Source organism: Pseudarthrobacter phenanthrenivorans (assembly GCF_036455295.1).
GTDB classification, from domain to species: Bacteria; Actinomycetota; Actinomycetes; order Actinomycetales; family Micrococcaceae; genus Arthrobacter; species Arthrobacter phenanthrenivorans_C.
Window position 1 is genome coordinate 176305 of sequence record NZ_JAYXNX010000003.1, and the last position, 17502, is coordinate 193806.

The following is a 17502-nucleotide window of genomic DNA, read 5'->3' on the forward strand; positions in this document are numbered from 1 at the left end:
CTACTTCGCCGCCCCGCGGGAGGCTGGTTTCGCGGCCCGGGCCCGGGGTTCCTTAGGTGCTTTGGCGGGCAGCGAGGCGACATAATCCAACGCCTTGCCGGCCCAGGCCCTCGCCCGGGCGTCATCGCCGTCGCCCTCTTCATTCCATACGTCCGGCAGCCCGGTGTACCCGCCCATGGGCCTGTCCGCCGGGCCGAAGGGCACGGTCCGCTCGGACGACTCCAGCAACTCCCTGTCCTCCGGGGAGAGCTTCACGCCGATAGTGGGACCGAAGAGTCCCGCGAACATGTTGCCGTTGACGAACGCGCCCAGGTTGCCGAACATCGGTTTCACCACCACGTCCGGATGGTCCGGGACCACGCGGCGGAACCGCTCTTTTTCTTCCTCCGTTGCCTTGGGCATGTCCATGGCTTCATCTCCCGGTGGCAGGGTCTTTCCGCAGGATCTGGATGCAGGATATGCCTCTTTGCCGGCGGCCGATAGGGGCCACAAGTGGCAGCGTACAACTGGCAATTAATCGGCGCCTGAGCAGGACAAACTTCTCCGGTGGGTGCTATACCTGACCGTAGGCAACTAATTTTTAGGCTGCCTGCACAGGGCGGATTCCGAGGATCCGGGGCTTCCCCCCCGGGGGCTGGAGGCAAGGGTGCTGATCACCGCAGCCCGTGCCCGGGCGGCCGGATGGCGCGGCCGGTCCTGCCGGAAGCGCCTATATGGCGGAATGGCCCTCGCAGGACTCGTCCTGCTCACCGCCTGCAGCGGCGGGACCAGCCCGTCGGTGTCCACCGCCGTCAAGGACAGCTCCTCCGCCGTCGCCACCGCCCGGATCGCACTTCGACAGGACATGGACGGCAAGCTGACCCGGGCCGCCACCTCCACCACCCTTGACGATGAACTCAAGGAGATCCAGTCCAGCCGGGGCACGGTCCTGAAGCTCTCACCGGCCACCCCGGAGGACAGCGATACCCAAAAGCAGGCGCTGGACGTGTTGGACCAGTGCGCCGCGGGTTTCGCCACCGCCCGGGCCGCGCTGGCAACGGGCGACGGCGGCACGCCCTCGCTCCCTGACGGTGACAAGGCGCTCGCCGGCGCCCAGGACGCCCTCAAGCAGCTCGAAGACAAGGTGGGATCAAAGTGAAGCGGCTGCTCGGCGTCGCGCTTGGGATCCTCACCGCCATCGGCGGGTTCGTGGACATCGGGGACCTGGTGACCAACGCCGTGGTGGGTTCCCGCTTTGGCCTGTCCCTGGTGTGGGTGGTGGCCATCGGTGTCGTGGGGATCTGCCTGTTCGCCAACATGTCCGGCCGTGTTGCCGCGGTGTCCGGCCGCGCCACCTTCGAGGTGATCCGCGAACGGCTGGGCGCACGGGCGGGGCTCGCCAACCTCGCGGCATCATTCCTGATCAACCTGATGACCGTGACCGCGGAGATCGGGGGTATCGCACTGTCGTTGCAACTGGCCAGCAGCGTGGACTACCTGCTGTGGATTCCCGTGGCGGCGGTGGCGGTGTGGCTGGTGATCTGGCGCGTCCGGTTCTCCATCATGGAAAACGTCACCGGCCTGCTGGGGCTGACGCTGGTCATCTTCGCCGTGGCAGTGTTCCTGCTCAAGCCGGACTGGGGGTCGCTCGCGGGGCAGCTGGCGCCCACGGTGCCGCAACAGGAAACGTTCTGGAGCTACAGCTATTACGCGATCGCCCTGTTCGGGGCCGCGATGACACCGTATGAAGTCTTCTTCTTTTCCTCCGGCGCCGTGGAGGAAAAGTGGAGCGTGAAGGACCTGGCCCAGTCCCGGATCAACGTCCTGGTGGGCTTCCCCCTGGGCGGCCTGCTGTCCGTCTCCATCGCAGTGTGCGCCGCCATCGTCCTCCTCCCGGCAGGGGTTTCGGTGACCTCGCTGTCCCAGGTGGTCCTGCCCGTGGCCGAGGGCGCCGGCAAGCTGGGGCTGGCCTTCGTCCTGGTGGGCATGGTGGCGGCAACCTTCGGCGCAGCGCTGGAAACCACCCTTTCCAGCGGGTACACCCTGGCGCAGTTCTTTGGCTGGTCCTGGGGCAAGTTCCGCCGTCCCGCCCAGGCCGCCCGCTTCCACCTGTCCATGATTGTGTGCCTGCTGGTGGGCATGGCTGTCCTGGCCACCGGGGTGGACCCCGTCCTGGTGACCGAATACTCGGTGGTGTTTTCCGCGATCGCCCTCCCGTTGACCTACCTGCCCATCCTGATCGTGTCCAACGATCCCCAATACATGGGCGAGCACGTCAACGGACGCGTCGTGAACGTGCTGGGCATGGTCTACCTGGTGATCATCCTGGTGGCCTCCATTGCCGCCATTCCCCTCATGATCGTGACAGGAGCAGGCTCATGACGTCCGCGTCAGCCCCGCTGCCCAAGGCCCCCGGGGTGGGAGGGCGCATCCTCGATGCCCAGCTGCACCTGATGGACCGCCAGGTGTTGGACCACGACGGCGTCCCGGTCACCACCGTGGACGACCTTGAAGTGAGCGGGCCTGCCGTGGACGTGGAGATTGCGCCGGGGGCTCCCGCGCCGGTGCTCACCGCGCTGCTGACCGGCTCAGTGCTGGGCACGCGCATCTTCGGCGGCAGGCCGCCGTCGTCCCGGCTGATCCGCATCCCGTGGAAGGACGTGGCGGAGGTTGGCGTGGTGGTGCGGCTGGGGGTCAAGGGTGAGCCCCTGGACGCCAGTTGGGTGGAGCGATGGGTCCGGGACAAGATCATCGCGCGTATTCCAGGAGGCCGCCATGATCCTCGGTGACCTGCTGGGCACGCCCGTGCTGGATGCCGACGGCGGCCGGCTGGGCCGCGTGGCCGACGTCCGATTTGTGCTGGACGGGACGCCGCACCAGCTGATGGCCGAACCGCGGCTGCTGGGGCTGGTGGTGGGCCCGCACAGTGCGGCCTCATTCATGGGCTACGAGCGGAAAGGCCTCACCCGGCCCCGCATGATTGCCCGGATTCTCCGGTGGCGGCACCGCGGATCCTTCCTGGTGCTGTGGGAGGACATTGCGGTGGTGGGCAACCGCTCCGTCCGGCTCCGGCCCGGGTTCACCCGCTACAGCACTGCACTGGATGACCACGCGCAGGCCTGATCCGGGCCTGATCCGGCCCTGAACAGGGAAGCGATTAGGTGTGGGCCCAATCTCCTGTAGTCTTGAACCTGTTGTTGTGTTTATGCAGTTGGTAGTTCAGGCAGTACGCGCGGTCGCAAGTCCGTGTTCTTCTGAAGTAGCGGTTTTTGAACACCCCACGCCGGAGGGCCCGAAAGTCGGGACATTCCCTCCACCTTCACGAAGGACAAAATAATGGCTACTGGTACCGTCAAATGGTTTAACGCTGAAAAGGGCTTCGGCTTCATCTCCCCGGACGACTCCTCGCAGGACGTGTTCGCGCACTACTCCGCGATCAACTCCTCCGGCTTCCGCTCCCTCGAAGAGAACCAGAAGGTTTCCTTCGACACCGAGCAGGGCCCCAAGGGTCCCCAGGCCACCAACATCCAGGCTCTCTAATTCCCTAGAGTTCCGGGACCGTTAGGTTTCTCAAAAGCAGGGCTTGCCGATTTTCGGCAGGCCCTGCTTTTTTGTGTCGAAAAAGCGGCCCTTTACCGGATAAGCGGTGCTGCGCTGCAGCGGTTGTGACGGGCAGGCCGGTCATGCCGTGAAGCCGCCTGTGCGGCGTGCGGCAAGGCCAATTTCCGACCTCGACAAAAGACCGTCGAAGGAGCAATCTGTTAGGTGCGTACGCTTCCAGCGTGCCAACCCGACGCCTGCTGGGGCGTGTGGAATTAATTGGATCAGCGCGGCACCAGTTGGGGTGGTGCAGGTCCGGCAACTCCTGCCGGCACCGGCTACCAGCCCTTCCCGGCACCGGCAGCCGGCACCTTCACTCCGAAGAATCGTGGCCGGTCCTGTCCAAAAGAAGTGGCTTGAACCGGCTGCAGCCATATATCGGCACCTCGCCGATAGCCGTTCAAGAAGGCATTGCTATGAAGCATCATCGGGGAATCAATTCGAGATCCGACAAACTCGCATTTATTGTTGCCTGTGCTGTTGCAGTCCTGGCGTCATTGGCGTCAGCGGGGCCTGCAGCAGCAAGCGGCTGGGGACCGCGCACCTGGGAGGTGCAGGTGGGTTCAGAATCCCGCGACCAGGAAATCCAGGGGATGGCTTTCCTTCCATCAGAAATTTTCATCAACGAGCACGACAGCATTGAGTGGCAGGCGAATGCCGCGGAAATCCATACCGTGACATTCCTTGCGACCGGCCAGTCGCTGGAGTCCACACAGCCGTTCAACCCGGGAAACGCCGACGAATTGCTGAAGCGCGGGGGAAGCAGCTACGACGGGCATTCGTATTACAACTCAGGCCTCCTGGCCAACGTTGACGTGCCCGGCTTCCCTGTCGCCAGGGACTACACCCTGACGTTCCCCCGGGAAGGTGACTTTACCTACTACTGCCTGGTCCACGGCATGGTGATGAAGGGGATGGTGCATGTCCGCGAGCAGGGCACCCACTACCCGTACAGCCAGGCCGACTATGACAAGTCATCCAGGGCGCAGGAGCGGTCCATCCTCCGGGACGGTCATAAGCTGGACGCCTCACTGGCCAAACAGGCCACCAACCACAAGGTGATGGCCGGCGGTGACGACGGCGTCGCAATGGTCATGCGCTTTGTCCGGCCGACCGTGACGGTGCACCGCGGCGAGTCGGTGGTATTCACCAACTCCGGCATGGGCGCTCCGCATACCGTCACTTTTGGTACTGAACCGGCGAACGTCTTCGCGCCGTCCGGCTCGCCGTCGAATTTCACGGGCGGCGACCTCAGTTCGGGAATCATTCCTCCCGGCGGCTCTTTCACCGTGACGTTCCAGGCGACGGGAACATTCGACTACATCTGCGCACTCCATGACTACATGGGCATGGTGGGCCACGTGAAAGTCGTAGATTAACCAAATCGACGTGCCCGGCCGGAGCGAACGCTCCAGCCGGGCACGTTGTCATTTGCACATCCTGGGACGAACAGGCCTAGGAAACGGCCAGGTCCCCGGGCTGTCCCGGTGCGGACGACCGGCCCGGGCGGGGGTGGCCCAGCGCGGTTGAACCGGAAGCCGGAGCGAGGCCAAGGCGGCTGACCACCTCGGCGGCTTCCTCGGCGGGGGTCCGCCCCACATCCACCACGATGGTGTTCTCATCCGGGCCCGGCGGCTCCAGGGTGGCGATCTGCGAATCCAGCAGGGAAGCGGGCATGTAGTGGTCCATGCGTGCCGTCAGCCGCCGGCCTATCTGTTCCTTGGAGCCTGACAGGTGCACGAACACGACGTTCTTTTCGCGGAGCCGGTCCCGGTAGATCTTCTTCAGCGCGGAGCAGGTAATGATGCCCGGGATCCCGGCCATGGTGTGCTCGATGATCCACGAGGCGATGGTGTCCAGCCAGGGCCAGCGGTCGTCGTCGGTCAAAGGGATCCCGGCAGCCATTTTTTCCACGTTTTCGGCCGGGTGCAGGTCGTCGCCTTCCTCCAGGTCCCAGCCCAGCTGGCCGGCAAGGATGCCCGCCACCGTGGACTTGCCCGAGCCGGACACACCCATGATGACCAGGACCGGCTGCTGGACGGACTCGGGGGTGGGTGCGGCCTCCATCAGGGGACCACCACTGAGAGGACCATGACCAGCGCGAAGCCGACCACGGAGATGAGGGTCTCCATGACTGACCAGGTTTTGAATGTCTGGCCTACGGTCAGGCCAAAGAGTTCCTTGACCAGCCAGAAACCGGCATCGTTCACGTGGGAGAGGAACAGGGAACCGGCGCCCACGGCCAGGACCAGCAGGCCGGCGTGGCCGGGGGAGAGGCTGGACGCCAGCGGTGCAACGATGCCTGCCGCCGTCACCGTTGCCACGGTGGCTGAGCCGGTTGCGAGCCTGATGGCGACAGCGATGAGGAAGCCCAGGACCAGGACGGAGATGTTGGCCCCGGTGGCCCACTTGGCAACGGCATCACCGACTCCGGCTCCGATGAGGGTCTGCTTGAAGCCGCCGCCTGCGCCCACGATCAGGATCACGGCCGCGATGGGGCCAACGGATGCGCCGATCTTGGTGCCGATTTTGGTGCCCGTGAAGCCCACTGCGTAGCCGAAGGTCACCAGTGCCAGCAGGACTGCAAGGGTCATGGCCACCAGGGGTTCACCGATGAAGTCGAAGAAGACGCGGGCCGCGCTGGGGTTCTTGGAGTTGGGGTCAACGATGTCCACCACGGCCTTGAGGAGCATCAGCACCACGGGGAAGACGATGGTCAGCAGGGTCACGAGGAACGTGGGCTGGCGCTTGACGTCAGGATCGGCCTGGGTGTGCTCGGTGTCGATGCCGCCGGCTACCTTCGGGGCGTCCACGGGGACCCAGCGGGCGGCGTAGATGGCGAACAGCGGGCCACAGATGATGACGGTGGGAATGGCGATCAGGAGTCCAAGGGCAAGGGTGATGCCCAGCGGGGCGTTGAGGCTGGCGATGGCGACCAGCGGACCGGGGTGCGGCGGGACCAGGCCATGCAGGACCGAGAGGCCTGCGAGGGCCGGAATGGCTACCCGCATCAGCTTCCGGCCCGACCGCTGGGAGACCAGGACGATGACCGGCAGCAGCAGGACGAGGCCGATCTCAAAGAACATCGGCAAACCGATGATGACGGCGACCAGCGCCATGGCCCACGGCAGGACTTTCGGGGAGACCTTGCCCAGCAGGGTGTCCACCACCCGGTTGGCGCCGCCGGAATCCGCCAGGAGCTTGCCCAGCATGGCGCCGAGCGCGATCAGCAGGCCTACTTCTTTCAGGGTGCCACCGACACCATCTTCGAAGTTGCTGATGACCTTCCCAAGTTCAACCCCGGACGCGAGGCCCACGAACGCGGATCCGAGGACCAGCGACAGGAACGGGTGGAGCTTGAGTTTGACGATCAGGAAAACGATCAGCGCGATGCCGATGGCGGCGACTACGACCAGTTGGGTGTCGTGTCCGTTCCAAGGCTCTGCGGCGGCGGGAAGGAGAAGGGATTGCATGAGGCTTCCTCGGTTGGAGTGCAACCGCCAACGGTGCTGGTGGCGGGCTACCAATAAGTATGACGTATGACACCAAAAAAGTGAATAAGTAGGACTTTAGAAGTGCCTCGAGCCGTCGGGGCGCCTACGGGCGCGAAAGAACCGGCCCCCGCCAACCTGGGCTCCGGCAGGGAACAGGCGGCGCCGCGCCGTCGTTGTTTCCTGCGCGTGCTACTCTGCGCGGAACGGCACCCAGCAAAGGACACCCCTTGACTCCTCGCACCATTGTGATCACCGGCGCCAGCGACGGCATCGGAGCGGCAGCCGCACGGACCCTCGCCAAGGCGGGGGAGCAGGTGGTGGTCGTTGGCCGATCCGCCCAGAAGACCAGCGCCCTCGCCGGGCAGATCGGCGCGGACCACTACCTCGCAGACTTTGCCGACCTGGCGCAGGTCCGCGAACTCGCTGACCAACTGAAGGCCAAGTACCCGCGCATCGACGTGCTGGCCAACAACGCCGGCGGCATCATGGGCAAACGGAAACTCACGGTGGACGGGAACGAATCGACCTTCCAGGTTAACCACCTGGCCCCGTTCCTGCTCACCACGTTACTGATGGATACCCTCATTGCCAGCAGCGCCAAGGTGATCAACACGTCCAGTGCCGCCAACAACTTCGGCAAGCTGGACCTGTTCGACCTCACGGCCGAGCGCGGCTACAGCACCAACCGGGCCTACGGGACGGGCAAGCTGGCCAACATCCTGTTCACCTCCGAGCTGCACCGCCGGTTCCACGACAAGGGGATCACGACGGCGGCATTCCACCCGGGCGTGGTCCGCACCAACTTCGCGGCGGAGTCTTCAAGCCCGTTCCGGCACGTGTACACCACGCTGCTCAACCGCTTCATGCTCAGCCCGGACCAGGGGGCGGACACCATGCTCTGGCTCATCAACGGCACCGCCGGGACGGACTGGATCTCCGGCGCCTACTACGCCAAGCGCGCCCTGGCCAAGGCCAACGCCCAGGCCTACGACGCCGAACTGGCCCGGGGGCTGTGGGAGAAGAGCGAGGAACTGGTCAAGGCTTCCGCCTGACCGCGGGGTTACTCACAGCCCACGCCGTCATGGTCTGCATCCAGGCCGTAGATGTCGCGGCCGATGACCTGCACGGGGCCACGGACATATGCCGGTCCGTTGCCGCTTCCGCCGGCGCAGTCCACGTCCGAGGCGATGGGAACACATCCTGAATAGTTGGGATCGCAGCCCGGATTGGTTCCGGGAACGGCCGGGGCCGCGGGGGCCGGTGGTGCAGCAGCCTTCGCTGCCGCCGCAGCGGCGGCCTGGGCTGCGGCGGCGTCCTGCGCGGCTTTGGCGTCGGCGGCCTGCCGGGCAGCAGCTGCGGCGTCTGCAGCTGCTTTGTCCGCCGCTGCCTTGTCCGCGGCCGCTTTATCAGCTGCCGCCTTGTCCGATGCTGCTTTGTCTGCAGCCGCTTTGTCTGCCGCAGCCTTCGCTGCAGCTGCTGCGGCAATTTTGTCGGTGACCAGCTTGGACTGGGCGGCGTCGAGCCACACGAGCCTCCCGGACTCATCCTTGGTGCAGACATAGCTGGTGCCTGCGAAAGCCTGCTGCGCGTTGGCAGTACCGCACGTGGTGTTGGCGACGGGATTTGCCGTGGCAGCGGCAGTGGCAGTGGCAGTGGCAGTGGCGGTCGCGCTGGCGGTCCCGGCGGCGGAGGTAAGAGACGCCTGCGGGCTGCCACAGGCTGCAAGCAGAAGCACGACGGCGGCGGCGGCCGCGGTGCCCAGGGCCTTGTTCGGCCCCTTCTGCGGGGCAGTTCCTGCCGGGAGCGAGCTTTCCCTGCGGTGTCCGCGAGGCATGGAAAAGTTGTGGATTGCAGGCATGCGTCCCCCAATTACGTGTACCGGTGCGAGTGGCACGGCCAGCGTAGCCCTGCAAGCTTGGGCAGAACGGGTTAAGCGGCAATCTTGATTTAATCCTTGGGCAACCTTTGAAAACGGCCCTCGCGCGCCGCAAAGAAGGGGCCGGGCCGCGAAGTTCGCAGCCCGGCCCCGGTGGTGCAGGATGGGGTTACCGGTTGGCGGGCTCCGATTCGTTGCCCTGGATGTTCCCGTTGTGGCTGATGGATGCGACGGCGCCGGTCTGTTCGTTGAGCAGGACCTTGTCGTTGCGTTCGTGGTGGAAGTTGAACATGGCATTCATGGACCCTGCGGTGGCGTCGGCTGAGGAGTCGCCGATGGTGCCGGTGTGCCAGTTGTCCTCGATGAACCGCAGGATGGAGGCCTGGTCGGTTTCGGTGTGGTCCACGAAGTTCTTCTTCGCGAACGGGGAGATGACCACCAGGGGCTGGCGGGGGCCGGGGCCGCAACGGTCTGCATAGCCTCCTGCTGCCGGGACGCCGTTTGCTGCGGCGTTCAGGCACCATGCGGCGTCGTCCGTGCCGATGGAGGCGTTCTTCGGCTGGGCGGCGACGTGGTCGTACCAGCCGTCGGAGTCGTCATACGCGAGCACGACGGCGGTGTTGTCCCAGTTCTTGGACTGCTGGATCTGGTTGATGGTCTTGGTGACGAAGTTCTGCTCGTCCACGGGATCCGAGTAGGCGGCGTGCCCGTCCTGGAACATCCCCGCTTTGAGGAAGGACACGGCGGGCATGTTGTCGCTGTCCACCACCTTGCCGAAGTCGCTGAGGTCGTACTGGTGGTTGGCCTGGCCGTTGTGCCCGATTTCCGCATCCGATGCCGGCGGGAGGTGGTGCGGGTTGGCGGTGGAGGCGTAGTACTGGAAGGGCTGGTGGTGCGGGGAGTAGTCCACCACGGACGCGCCGGCGGCGTTGGTGTGACTGGCCATGCATGAGGCCGGGGTGCTGTTGGTGGCGGGGGTGGTGGGCGCGAAGCCGCCCTGGAACCAGCCCCAGGAGGTTCCCTGCGCGTTGAGCAGGTCGCCGATGTTCTTGCCGGTCATTCCGGCCAGGTTGTTGGCCTTGGCGTGGCTGTTGTTGGAGCAGTCGTCGTAGACGGGGTCGGGGTCGTTGATGACGGTGCCCACGCCGTTGGCGTCAGGCTGGCGGACGGCGCTGGATCCGGTTGCCGGTGTGGCCACGGGCTGGCCTGCGGCGTTGTACTCCTTGACGCCGTGGGTCTGGCCGGAGACCAGGTTCAGTGCACCGGGGGTGGAAGGGCCGAAGACGGTGCTGAAGTGGTTGTCGCTCATGGCGTAGTTCTGGGCGTAGTTCCAGATGCCGGTGACCGTGTTTCCGTCGTAGTAGTCCATGGTCAGGCCGGGGCGTCCGTACTGGTTGGTGCCGCAGGCGTCGCGGCTGGTGAACTGGACGAACTTGTCCATCGCCCCGCCGTTGTAGGCGTTCTGTTCGGCCTTGTAGCCGTGGTCCTGGTCGCAGGTGACTGCCTGCATCGGGGAGAGCCGTGCGGGCTGGACGGAATTGGGGTTGTTCGGTGCCAGCAGCCCGGCATTAGCAAGGGTGTTGATGTCCTTGGGGGTGTCTTCCGCGGCAGTGAACGCGGCCGCGGCGGCGCCGGAGCCCTGCTGGGTCTCACCGGCGGTGTTGGCGGCCTTGGGGTAGGTGGCGAAGTAGTGGTCGAACGACACGTTTTCCTGGAAGAGCACTACGACATGCTTGATCGGCGTCGCGGTCTGGTCATGGGTGCCGGCGGTGGCGGGTGCGGCGCTGAAGCCGACCAGCCCGGCCGTCAGCGCTGAGGCCGCCAGGGCAGCCGCGCCGGTGGCGGCAGTGACGCTTTTCCTTGTGAATCTTGGTGCCGGGTAAGGCATGGGGTATCCAATCATTCCTGTGGGTTCCCGGCCGCTGTTCGCGGCAGGGTGGGGAAGTGCTAGTGGGCCGGGGTGACGTCGGCCTGGTACGTGATGATCTCGGTGCCGTTGCCTTCGTCACCGTTATCGGGGGCCACCGTCATGGTGAGGTGGCCGCCGTCGGCGGTCATTTTGAACGGGTTGCGCGTCGCCGCGTGGCCGGCCGTTGACCACTGCTGGAACGGAACCTCACGGGTCACCTGGTGTGACTTCAGGTCGATCATCGCCATGCCGCCCAGTTCGTAGGTGGCCGCCGTCCCGCCTGCAGCCGGGGTCTGCGGAAGGTTGGTGACCCCGCCGCAGAGCATCCTGGCGTTGGGAACGTACTGGCAGTCCTGGTAATCGATGAAGTAGTTCGGGTTCTCCCACGTGGACAGCTGCTTGCCTTGCAGGTCCCACTCGGCGAACCGCCGCGAGCCCCAGGTGTTCCCCACCAGGTGGCCGGTCTGCTTGTCCAGGACGATCCCGCCGAAGTGGTCCTTGACCTCGAACTGCTTGTGGACGTCCAGGGTCTGCGCATCCACCTTGTAGATGATGGCGCTGCTGTCCGGCCGGTACTGGGCTACCGGCACCCAGACATTGGTGCCGTCGAAGTCGATGCCGCCCGGATGATACATGTCGCCTTCGCCAAGGATGATGTCCTTTTGCAGGTTGCCGCCCTTGTCCATGACGAAGAGGTGGCCGATGCCCTTGCCGGGCGTGCGGTCATAGCCGTCCTGGGGCGTGGGGTACTTGACGGTGGGTTCAAGGATCTGGACGGCCGAGAGGAAGATGTGGTCCTGGCTGTAGGCGATTCCCTCGGTGTGGTAGGTAGGGAAGTTCAGCTTCAGCTTGGACGTCTGCTGCCAGGCAGTGGTCCGGGTAACGGAGTCGAACGCGTCGGCCAGGTCGGTGTTCGTTTCATGGTGGGTTCCGGCGGCGGGTGCGGGGGCCTGCTCCGGAACTGTGGCCTGCGCCGCGGCAGTACCGGCGGCGGCGCAGGCAGCGACTATCAGGGACGCCGCGACGGTGAGGGCGCGTCGGGAAGGCTTGGAGCTCATGGTGGGGGCCTCTTAAGGTTGGGGTCTCAACAGGAGCTCTCAAGTTACTAATGGGTAATGAACCGGGCGTGGCCCCCCGGTGAACTGCCGCTGTCGCGGGATTGTCGGGTTGGGGCGCAGCGGCCGCCAGGCCTCCCTAAGCGCTATTCCGCGCCAGGGCCTCACCGATGATGCGTGCACCCTCCGGGTAAGCGCCTGGGTTGGGGCCGGAGTAATTGAGGCGGATGAAGGCGCCGGCGGGTTCGGCCGGGAACCACTCCGTTCCGGCGGCGATGATCACTCCCGCGTCTTCGCAATCACGCACCAGCCGCGGCAGGTCGGTGGTGTCCGGCAGGCGCAGCCAGAGGTTCAGCCCGCCTTTGGGCAGGGTGGCGAGCTGTGCCTGCGGCACGTGTTCCCGGATACTCGTGGCCAGCAGGTCCCGGCGTGACTGGAGCTGCTGGCGGAGGCTGCGCAGGTGGGTCTGCCAGCCGGGCTGGGTCACTACGTCCAGGGCGGCGGCCTGCAGGAGCCCGCTGACGTACATTGATTCGGCGGCGCGGTGGCCCAGGATGCGTTCGCGCGCCGGTCCGCGCACCACTGCGGCGGCGATGCGGATCGCGGTGGAGACGCTCTTGGTCAGTGACCGGATGTACACCACGTGGCCTGAATCGTCCCGGGTTGCCAGCGGTACGGGGTCCGAGGCGATGCCGAAATCGTGGGCCCAGTCGTCCTCCACCAAAAAAGCACCGTGCCGGCGGGCCACGTCCAGGATTTCGTCGACCCTGTCACGTGCCCACTGCGCCCCCGTGGGATTTGAATAGTTGGGCTGGACGTAGAACGCTCGGGCTCCCGTCTCGGCGAAGGCGCGGTCAACGTCGGCAGGGTCCGGCCCGTCTGGCCCCGTGGGCACCGGGACCAGCCGCACCCCGGTCTGTGCGGAGGCCAGGATGGCGCCCCAGTACGACGGCGATTCGATGAGCATGGGCTGCCCGGCTCCCACCAGTGCACGGAACATGGAGCTGAGGCCGCTCTGGCTGCCGGGCAGGATGATCACGTCATTCGGCGTCGGCGGCGTCACTCCCACCGGGGTGGCCAATCCCAGTTCCCGGGCGAACCATTGCTGCAGCTCCGGCATGCCCGCCGCAGGCGGCCGTGACAGGGCCGCATCACCGCGGGCGGCGCGGGCGAGGGCCGACCGGACCAGCCGTTCGGGCAACAGCTCCCGGTCAGGGTAGCCGGAATGGAACCAGATGGCGTCGCCCGGAACGTTGCGCATGGTGCCCGACGACGACGGGAGCGGGGAGGACCGCGAGCGGAGCGCTGCTGTTTGCCAGCCATAGTCCGACGGGCGGGCCGTGCGGACGGCACTGACGAACGTCCCGACTCCCGGCCTGCTGTCGATCAAACCCTGAGCGGCCAGCGCCTGCAGTGCTTTCTGGACCGTCACCGGGCTCGCCTGATGTTCGGCCACCAGGGAGCGGGTCGACGGCAGCTTCGCTCCCGGTGCCGCTCCGGCGATCCACTGCCGCAGGGCAGCGGTGATCCGGGAGCTGCTATCGTTATTCATGAAAGAATATAGTAGCGCTACTCGGTTGAACACCCCAGTGATACTGTCCCGTTCGGGCGCCGGCATCTGGTGGGGCCTCCTGGGCGTCGCAGCTTTCTCCTTCACCGTCCCCTTCACCCGCGTGGCCGTGGCGGGGATGCCGCCGCTGTTCATCGGCTCGGGCCGGGCCGTGGTGGCCGCCGTCCTGGCCGCCGCGGCGCTCGCACTCACCCGCCAACGGCTGCCCCACCCCCGCAACTGGGCGCGCCTGGCGCTTGTGGCCGCCGGCGTCGTCGCCGGCTTTCCGCTGCTCACGTCCTACGCGTTGACCGCTGTCCCGGCGGGGCATGGCGCCGTGGTCATCGCGCTCCTCCCCGCCGCCACAGCCACAGTGGCCGTCCTGCGCACCGGCGAGAGGCCGCGGGCCGCTTTCTGGGTGGTCATGGTGCTTGGCTCGCTGGCGGCAATCGGTTTTGCCTTCCTGCAGTCCGGCGGGGTGGGGCACCTGCAATGGGCGGACCTCCTGCTGCTCGGCGCCGTGGCCTGCGCCGCCGTCGGATACGCGGAAGGCGGCCTGCTGGCCCGGGAACTTGGCTCCTGGCAGACCATCGCCTGGGCTCTGGTCCTCGCCTTGCCGGCCATGCTGGTCCTGGCAGTGCTCTCCCTCCTGGACCAGCCGCCGTCGGCCTCTCCCGTCCAGTGGGCCGCCTTTGGCTACCTCGCTGTGGTCAGCATGTTCCTGGGCTTCTTTGCCTGGTACCGCGGCCTCGCCCTGGGCCCCATGGCGCACGTGAGCCAGATCCAGCTGCTGCAGCCATTGATGAGCATTGCCTGGGCAGCGCTGCTGCTGGGCGAAGCACTCGCCTGGACCACAGCGATGGGCGCCCTTGCCGTCATCCTCTTCGCCGCCGCGGCCGTCCGCGTCCGGCTCACCCCCGCCTCATGAAAGGGTCCCCATGTACATCCCCGCCCACTTCGCCGCCGGCCCCGACGCCATCCAGGACCTCCTGGCCCGCCCCGGCGCCGCCAACCTGGTGACCATGACCGACGCCGGGCTGCTGGCCACGCTGCTGCCCTTCGCCTTCACGCCCGAGGTGGGGGAGCACGGTGCGCTGCAGGCGCACATGGCACGGAACAACCAGCAGTGGTCCACCCCGGCAACAGGGGAGGCGCTCGCCATCATCCAAGGCCCCGACGACTACATCTCGCCGTCCTGGTACGCGTCCAAAGCCGGGCATGGCCGCGTGGTGCCGACGTGGAACTACAGCACCCTGCACGTGTACGGGGAACTCACCATCCATGACGACGCCGGCTGGCTGGCACGGCACGTCCGCCACCTGACCGGGCTGCACGAGGGCGGCCGCGAGCATCCGTGGGCCGTGGAGGATGCCCCGCAAAAATTTATCGCCGGGCAGCTGCGGGCGATTGTGGGCGTGGAACTGATAATCACCAGGATCGAGGCCAAGGAAAAACTCAGCCAGAACCGGTCCGACGCGGACGCCGCAGGGGTGGCGGCGGGCCTCCGGGCCGAAGGGCGGGAAGCCGCTGCGGCCGCCGTCGAACGCGTTCGGATGGGGTGAGCCTCAGGCGGCACGTTCCAGCAGCACCATCACCTCGTAGTGCGTGGTCTGCGGGAACATGTCCAGGACCCGGGCCCGACGCGCCGTGAAGGAGGGGAGGGCGGCCAGGTCGCGGGCCAGCGACTGGGCGTTGCAGCTGGAGTACACCACGTGCTGCACGTCCGAGGATTCCAGCCAGCCGCACAGCTCCCGGCCGATGCCGCGCCGTGGCGGGTTCACGATCACCAGGTCCGGCGATTGCTCCGCCGCGAGGGCAAAGGCCGTGGCGTCGCCGGCGTGGAACTCCACCCCGTCCAGTCCTGCCTCGACGCTGCTGAGCCGGGCCGAGACGATCGCCTCGCTGCTGGTTTCGATGCCGGTGACCGTGCGGGACGGGGCGGCGCTGTGGAGGGCAAATCCGCCCACGCCGCAGTACAGGTCCCACACGGAGGCCGGTGCCAGCTCGTTGACCCACTCGCGTCCCTGCCGGTACAGGGCCGCGGCCATGTCGGTGTTGGTCTGGAAGAAGCTCTGCGGGCGGAGGTGCAGGTTGATGTCATTGACCCGCATCTCCAGGGTGGACTGCTCCGTCAGCAGGATCTCGCGCTCGCCTTCGAGGACCGCCTTGTGCTCGGGGAGAAGGTTGACGGAGACCACGTCGACCTGCGGCAGGTCGGCCAGGAGGTCCGGCAGGTGTTTCCGGATCCGCGGCAGCGTCTGCTCGGACCGGAGGACCAGGCGGAGCATGATCGCGCCGTCCGGGGATTCGGTGATGATGACGTGCTTGAGTTCACCGGTGCGGCGCGGGACGTCGTAGGGGGTCAGGCGCAGGCGGCGGATGTAGGTGGCCAGCACGGGGAATACGGCCCGCAGGCCGGGGGAGCAGACGCCGCACTTGCGTAGGTCCACGCCGTGCCCGTCGGCGTCAAGGATGCCGATGGTGGGGTTCTGCGCCGTGCCGCCGATCACCATCTTGGCCTTGTTGCGGAAGCCGGACTCCTGGCTGGCCACTGGCTCCAGCCATTCCAGTTCCGTGTGATCGGACAGGAGGCCCTGGCAGTGCAGCTGCTTACCGGCCAGCTGTTCGGCGTACGGCGTGCCCATCTGGGTACAGGAGCGGCAGGTGCCGGCATCAAAGTAGGAACAGCGCATGACTGGTCAAGTTTACCCGGTCGCCTTCCCGGCCACGACGGGAAGGTACGACGGCGGCCCCCGGGGGAGCGCCGTCGTCGTGCCTTGAAGGAACCTTCCCGCCCGGGCCGCTAGCCCAGGACGGCCGGAAGGACTGCGGCAGGTGAGGATGCCACGAAGGCGTCCCCGGCTTCTTCCTCCGCGGCACCGTAGCCCCACCCCGCGAAGACGGCGGGAATTCCGTGGACGGCGGCTCCCGCGACGTCATAGCTCCGGTCGCCCACCATGAGCGGACGGGACACGTCCACGCCCGCCGCGGCCAGCCTGTCCAGCACCTCGGCAATCACCTCCGCCTTGGTCCATCTCCTGTCGTGGTCCGACGCACCGCAGATGCTGACGAAATAGTGGTCCAGGCCAAAGCGGCGGGCCATCAGGAGTGCCTGGTCCTCCGCTTTCGATGTGGCCACCGCCATCGGCATACCGGCAAGGCGCAGCTGCTCCAGCAATTCCCGAACCCCCGTGTAGGGCACTGATTGCTGCGCCCCCTGCTCCGCATAGATCCTGCGGTAATGCTCCAGCGCCAGCCGGGAACGGACCTCGTCCCTGTCCAGGTGATCCCTGAAGGATTCGAGCATGGGCGGCCCCACCAGCCGGAGCAGCTCCTCCTCCCGGACGGGTGCCCCCACGGCCGCAAGGGCCTGCGCGGCGCTGGCCGTCACGCCCGCTGCCGAGTCCAGGAGGGTGCCATCCATGTCGAACAGCACGCAGCTGGCTGCCGTCCGGCGGCTTTGGACGGGCTGGTGCCGAAGTATCATCTCTTTGTGCTTTCGTTCTGGAGCCGGGCCGACTCTTGTCTGCTGTTGGCAAGTCATGCGGTGAGAGGTGGACATGGATCGGGCGAGTCTTGACCGGATCGACCAGAGCATCCTGGCCGAACTGACGCGCAACGCGCGGATCAGCCACGCGGAGCTTGCAGCGAAGGTGCTGCTGTCCCGGAATGCCGTCCGACAACGGATCGACCGGATGGAACGGCAGGGGTACATCCAGGGCTATACGGTGGTGGCCGGTGCACCCGGGCAGGGCCTCGTCTCCGCGTTCCTCATGGTTTACCGGAAGGACAGGGTCCGCGGAGCGGACGTTATCGCCGTACTGCAGGCAATCCCGGAAGTGGTCCTGTGTGATGTGGTCAGCGGTGACTTCGACCTGCTGGTCCGGGTGGAAGCCCGCTCCCTGGAACGCATCCAGGAAATCTGGGAGCAAATAGCAGCCACCCCCGGCGTCGCGGATACCGTTACGGCGATGACGCTGTCCAACTACGTGCGCCGGGCTGCACCGCTGATGCCAACGTAGGACCACGCTTTCACGCTC

The 17502-nt window shown here is 66.5% G+C and carries 19 protein-coding genes; 10 read left to right on the forward strand and 9 right to left on the reverse strand.

Translation table 11 applies throughout. The annotated features are described in order from the left end of the window. Complete coding sequence (locus VXJ37_RS05030; RefSeq protein WP_331321973.1) at positions 1 to 408, reverse strand: TfoX/Sxy family protein; 408 nt, start codon at positions 406 to 408, stop codon at positions 1 to 3. Between the two features lie 238 nt (positions 409 to 646). Between VXJ37_RS05030 and VXJ37_RS05035 the strand changes: the two genes are divergently transcribed. From VXJ37_RS05035 to VXJ37_RS05060, 6 genes are all read left to right on the forward strand, one after another. After that, positions 647 to 1138, forward strand: a complete 492-nt coding sequence (locus VXJ37_RS05035) for a hypothetical protein (RefSeq protein ID WP_331321974.1) — start codon at positions 647 to 649, stop codon at positions 1136 to 1138. Then, entirely contained in the window at positions 1135 to 2361 is a 1227-nt protein-coding gene (locus tag VXJ37_RS05040; RefSeq protein WP_331321975.1) for an Nramp family divalent metal transporter, read from the forward strand. The genes VXJ37_RS05035 and VXJ37_RS05040 overlap by 4 nt, the downstream gene beginning before the upstream one ends. Beyond that, positions 2358 to 2768 (forward strand): hypothetical protein, encoded by a 411-nt coding sequence (locus VXJ37_RS05045; protein ID WP_331321976.1) that lies wholly within the window; start codon positions 2358 to 2360, stop codon positions 2766 to 2768. The genes VXJ37_RS05040 and VXJ37_RS05045 overlap by 4 nt, the downstream gene beginning before the upstream one ends. Beyond that, on the forward strand, positions 2755 to 3102 hold the full coding sequence (locus VXJ37_RS05050) for a PRC-barrel domain-containing protein (protein WP_331321977.1): 348 nt from the start codon (positions 2755 to 2757) through the stop codon (positions 3100 to 3102). The genes VXJ37_RS05045 and VXJ37_RS05050 overlap by 14 nt, the downstream gene beginning before the upstream one ends. 213 nt (positions 3103 to 3315) lie before the next feature. After that, complete coding sequence (locus tag VXJ37_RS05055) at positions 3316 to 3519, forward strand: cold-shock protein (RefSeq protein WP_015936345.1); 204 nt, start codon at positions 3316 to 3318, stop codon at positions 3517 to 3519. Positions 3520 to 4136: 617 nt separating this feature from the next. Then, positions 4137 to 4958 (forward strand): plastocyanin/azurin family copper-binding protein, encoded by an 822-nt coding sequence (locus VXJ37_RS05060; protein WP_331321978.1) that lies wholly within the window; start codon positions 4137 to 4139, stop codon positions 4956 to 4958. Positions 4959 to 5034: 76 nt separating this feature from the next. Here VXJ37_RS05060 and VXJ37_RS05065 read toward each other — a convergent pair whose 3' ends face one another. Together VXJ37_RS05065 and VXJ37_RS05070 are read right to left on the reverse strand one after the other, a co-directional pair. Next, on the reverse strand, positions 5035 to 5646 hold the full coding sequence (locus VXJ37_RS05065) for a gluconokinase (protein ID WP_331321979.1): 612 nt from the start codon (positions 5644 to 5646) through the stop codon (positions 5035 to 5037). Beyond that, on the reverse strand, positions 5646 to 7052 hold the full coding sequence (locus VXJ37_RS05070) for a GntT/GntP/DsdX family permease (RefSeq protein WP_331321980.1): 1407 nt from the start codon (positions 7050 to 7052) through the stop codon (positions 5646 to 5648). Before VXJ37_RS05070 ends, VXJ37_RS05065 begins: the two co-directional genes overlap by 1 nt. Before the next feature lie 248 nt (positions 7053 to 7300). On the opposite strand from VXJ37_RS05070, the gene VXJ37_RS05075 reads away from it, so the two are divergent. Continuing rightward, the gene (locus VXJ37_RS05075; protein WP_331321981.1) at positions 7301 to 8125 is read left to right on the forward strand and encodes an SDR family NAD(P)-dependent oxidoreductase; all 825 of its coding nucleotides are present in this window, start codon (positions 7301 to 7303) and stop codon (positions 8123 to 8125) included. A gap of 8 nt (positions 8126 to 8133) precedes the next feature. On the opposite strand, the gene VXJ37_RS05080 is transcribed toward VXJ37_RS05075, so the two are convergent. The 4 genes from VXJ37_RS05080 to VXJ37_RS05095 all read right to left on the reverse strand — a co-directional run bounded on the left by VXJ37_RS05080 (position 8134) and on the right by VXJ37_RS05095 (position 13465). Next, positions 8134 to 8907, reverse strand: coding sequence for a hypothetical protein (locus VXJ37_RS05080; protein ID WP_331321982.1), 774 nt, complete (start codon positions 8905 to 8907; stop codon positions 8134 to 8136). Positions 8908 to 9118: 211 nt separating this feature from the next. Next, positions 9119 to 10837, reverse strand: a complete 1719-nt coding sequence (locus tag VXJ37_RS05085) for a phospholipase C (RefSeq protein ID WP_331321983.1) — start codon at positions 10835 to 10837, stop codon at positions 9119 to 9121. Between the two features lie 59 nt (positions 10838 to 10896). Then, positions 10897 to 11916, reverse strand: a complete 1020-nt coding sequence (locus VXJ37_RS05090; RefSeq protein WP_331321984.1) for a DUF6454 family protein — start codon at positions 11914 to 11916, stop codon at positions 10897 to 10899. 136 nt (positions 11917 to 12052) lie between these two features. Beyond that, positions 12053 to 13465, reverse strand: a complete 1413-nt coding sequence (locus VXJ37_RS05095) for an aminotransferase-like domain-containing protein (RefSeq protein WP_331321985.1) — start codon at positions 13463 to 13465, stop codon at positions 12053 to 12055. Here VXJ37_RS05095 and VXJ37_RS05100 point away from each other — a divergent pair. Both VXJ37_RS05100 and VXJ37_RS05105 read left to right on the forward strand, forming a co-directional pair. After that, on the forward strand, positions 13464 to 14390 hold the full coding sequence (locus VXJ37_RS05100) for a DMT family transporter (RefSeq protein ID WP_331321986.1): 927 nt from the start codon (positions 13464 to 13466) through the stop codon (positions 14388 to 14390). The two genes, VXJ37_RS05095 and VXJ37_RS05100, sit on opposite strands and share 2 nt — an antisense overlap. 10 nt (positions 14391 to 14400) lie before the next feature. After that, complete coding sequence (locus VXJ37_RS05105) at positions 14401 to 15024, forward strand: FMN-binding negative transcriptional regulator (RefSeq protein WP_331321987.1); 624 nt, start codon at positions 14401 to 14403, stop codon at positions 15022 to 15024. A gap of 3 nt (positions 15025 to 15027) precedes the next feature. On the opposite strand, the gene rlmC is transcribed toward VXJ37_RS05105, so the two are convergent. Then, positions 15028 to 16155 (reverse strand): 23S rRNA (uracil(747)-C(5))-methyltransferase RlmC, encoded by a 1128-nt coding sequence (gene rlmC / locus VXJ37_RS05110; RefSeq protein ID WP_331321988.1) that lies wholly within the window; start codon positions 16153 to 16155, stop codon positions 15028 to 15030. 110 nt (positions 16156 to 16265) lie between these two features. Next, complete coding sequence (locus VXJ37_RS05115; RefSeq protein WP_331321989.1) at positions 16266 to 16949, reverse strand: HAD hydrolase-like protein; 684 nt, start codon at positions 16947 to 16949, stop codon at positions 16266 to 16268. Positions 16950 to 17022: 73 nt separating this feature from the next. Here VXJ37_RS05115 and VXJ37_RS05120 point away from each other — a divergent pair, with 73 nt between their 5' ends. Beyond that, positions 17023 to 17484: an Lrp/AsnC family transcriptional regulator gene (locus VXJ37_RS05120; RefSeq protein WP_331321990.1), complete on the forward strand. Its 462-nt coding sequence runs from the start codon at positions 17023 to 17025 to the stop codon at positions 17482 to 17484. The last annotated feature ends 18 nt before the right edge of the window (positions 17485 to 17502 follow it).

What these genes read in the sequence shown, in the direction of transcription:
- VXJ37_RS05030 (WP_331321973.1), bottom strand. Translation starts at nt 408, where the DNA reads ATGGACATGCCCAAGGCAACGGAGGAAGAAAAAGAGCGGTTCCGCCGC.
- VXJ37_RS05045 (WP_331321976.1), top strand. Translation starts at nt 2,358, where the DNA reads ATGACGTCCGCGTCAGCCCCGCTGCCCAAGGCCCCCGGGGTGGGAGGG.
- VXJ37_RS05050 (WP_331321977.1), top strand. Translation starts at nt 2,755, where the DNA reads ATGATCCTCGGTGACCTGCTGGGCACGCCCGTGCTGGATGCCGACGGC.
- VXJ37_RS05055 (WP_015936345.1), top strand. Translation starts at nt 3,316, where the DNA reads ATGGCTACTGGTACCGTCAAATGGTTTAACGCTGAAAAGGGCTTCGGC.
- VXJ37_RS05065 (WP_331321979.1), bottom strand. Translation starts at nt 5,646, where the DNA reads ATGGAGGCCGCACCCACCCCCGAGTCCGTCCAGCAGCCGGTCCTGGTC.
- VXJ37_RS05070 (WP_331321980.1), bottom strand. Translation starts at nt 7,052, where the DNA reads ATGCAATCCCTTCTCCTTCCCGCCGCCGCAGAGCCTTGGAACGGACAC.
- VXJ37_RS05080 (WP_331321982.1), bottom strand. Translation starts at nt 8,907, where the DNA reads ATGCCTCGCGGACACCGCAGGGAAAGCTCGCTCCCGGCAGGAACTGCC.
- VXJ37_RS05085 (WP_331321983.1), bottom strand. Translation starts at nt 10,837, where the DNA reads ATGCCTTACCCGGCACCAAGATTCACAAGGAAAAGCGTCACTGCCGCC.
- VXJ37_RS05090 (WP_331321984.1), bottom strand. Translation starts at nt 11,916, where the DNA reads ATGAGCTCCAAGCCTTCCCGACGCGCCCTCACCGTCGCGGCGTCCCTG.
- VXJ37_RS05100 (WP_331321986.1), top strand. Translation starts at nt 13,464, where the DNA reads ATGAAAGAATATAGTAGCGCTACTCGGTTGAACACCCCAGTGATACTG.
- VXJ37_RS05095 (WP_331321985.1), bottom strand. Translation starts at nt 13,465, where the DNA reads ATGAATAACGATAGCAGCTCCCGGATCACCGCTGCCCTGCGGCAGTGG.
- VXJ37_RS05105 (WP_331321987.1), top strand. Translation starts at nt 14,401, where the DNA reads ATGTACATCCCCGCCCACTTCGCCGCCGGCCCCGACGCCATCCAGGAC.
- rlmC (WP_331321988.1), bottom strand. Translation starts at nt 16,155, where the DNA reads ATGCGCTGTTCCTACTTTGATGCCGGCACCTGCCGCTCCTGTACCCAG.
- VXJ37_RS05115 (WP_331321989.1), bottom strand. Translation starts at nt 16,949, where the DNA reads ATGATACTTCGGCACCAGCCCGTCCAAAGCCGCCGGACGGCAGCCAGC.
- VXJ37_RS05120 (WP_331321990.1), top strand. Translation starts at nt 17,023, where the DNA reads ATGGATCGGGCGAGTCTTGACCGGATCGACCAGAGCATCCTGGCCGAA.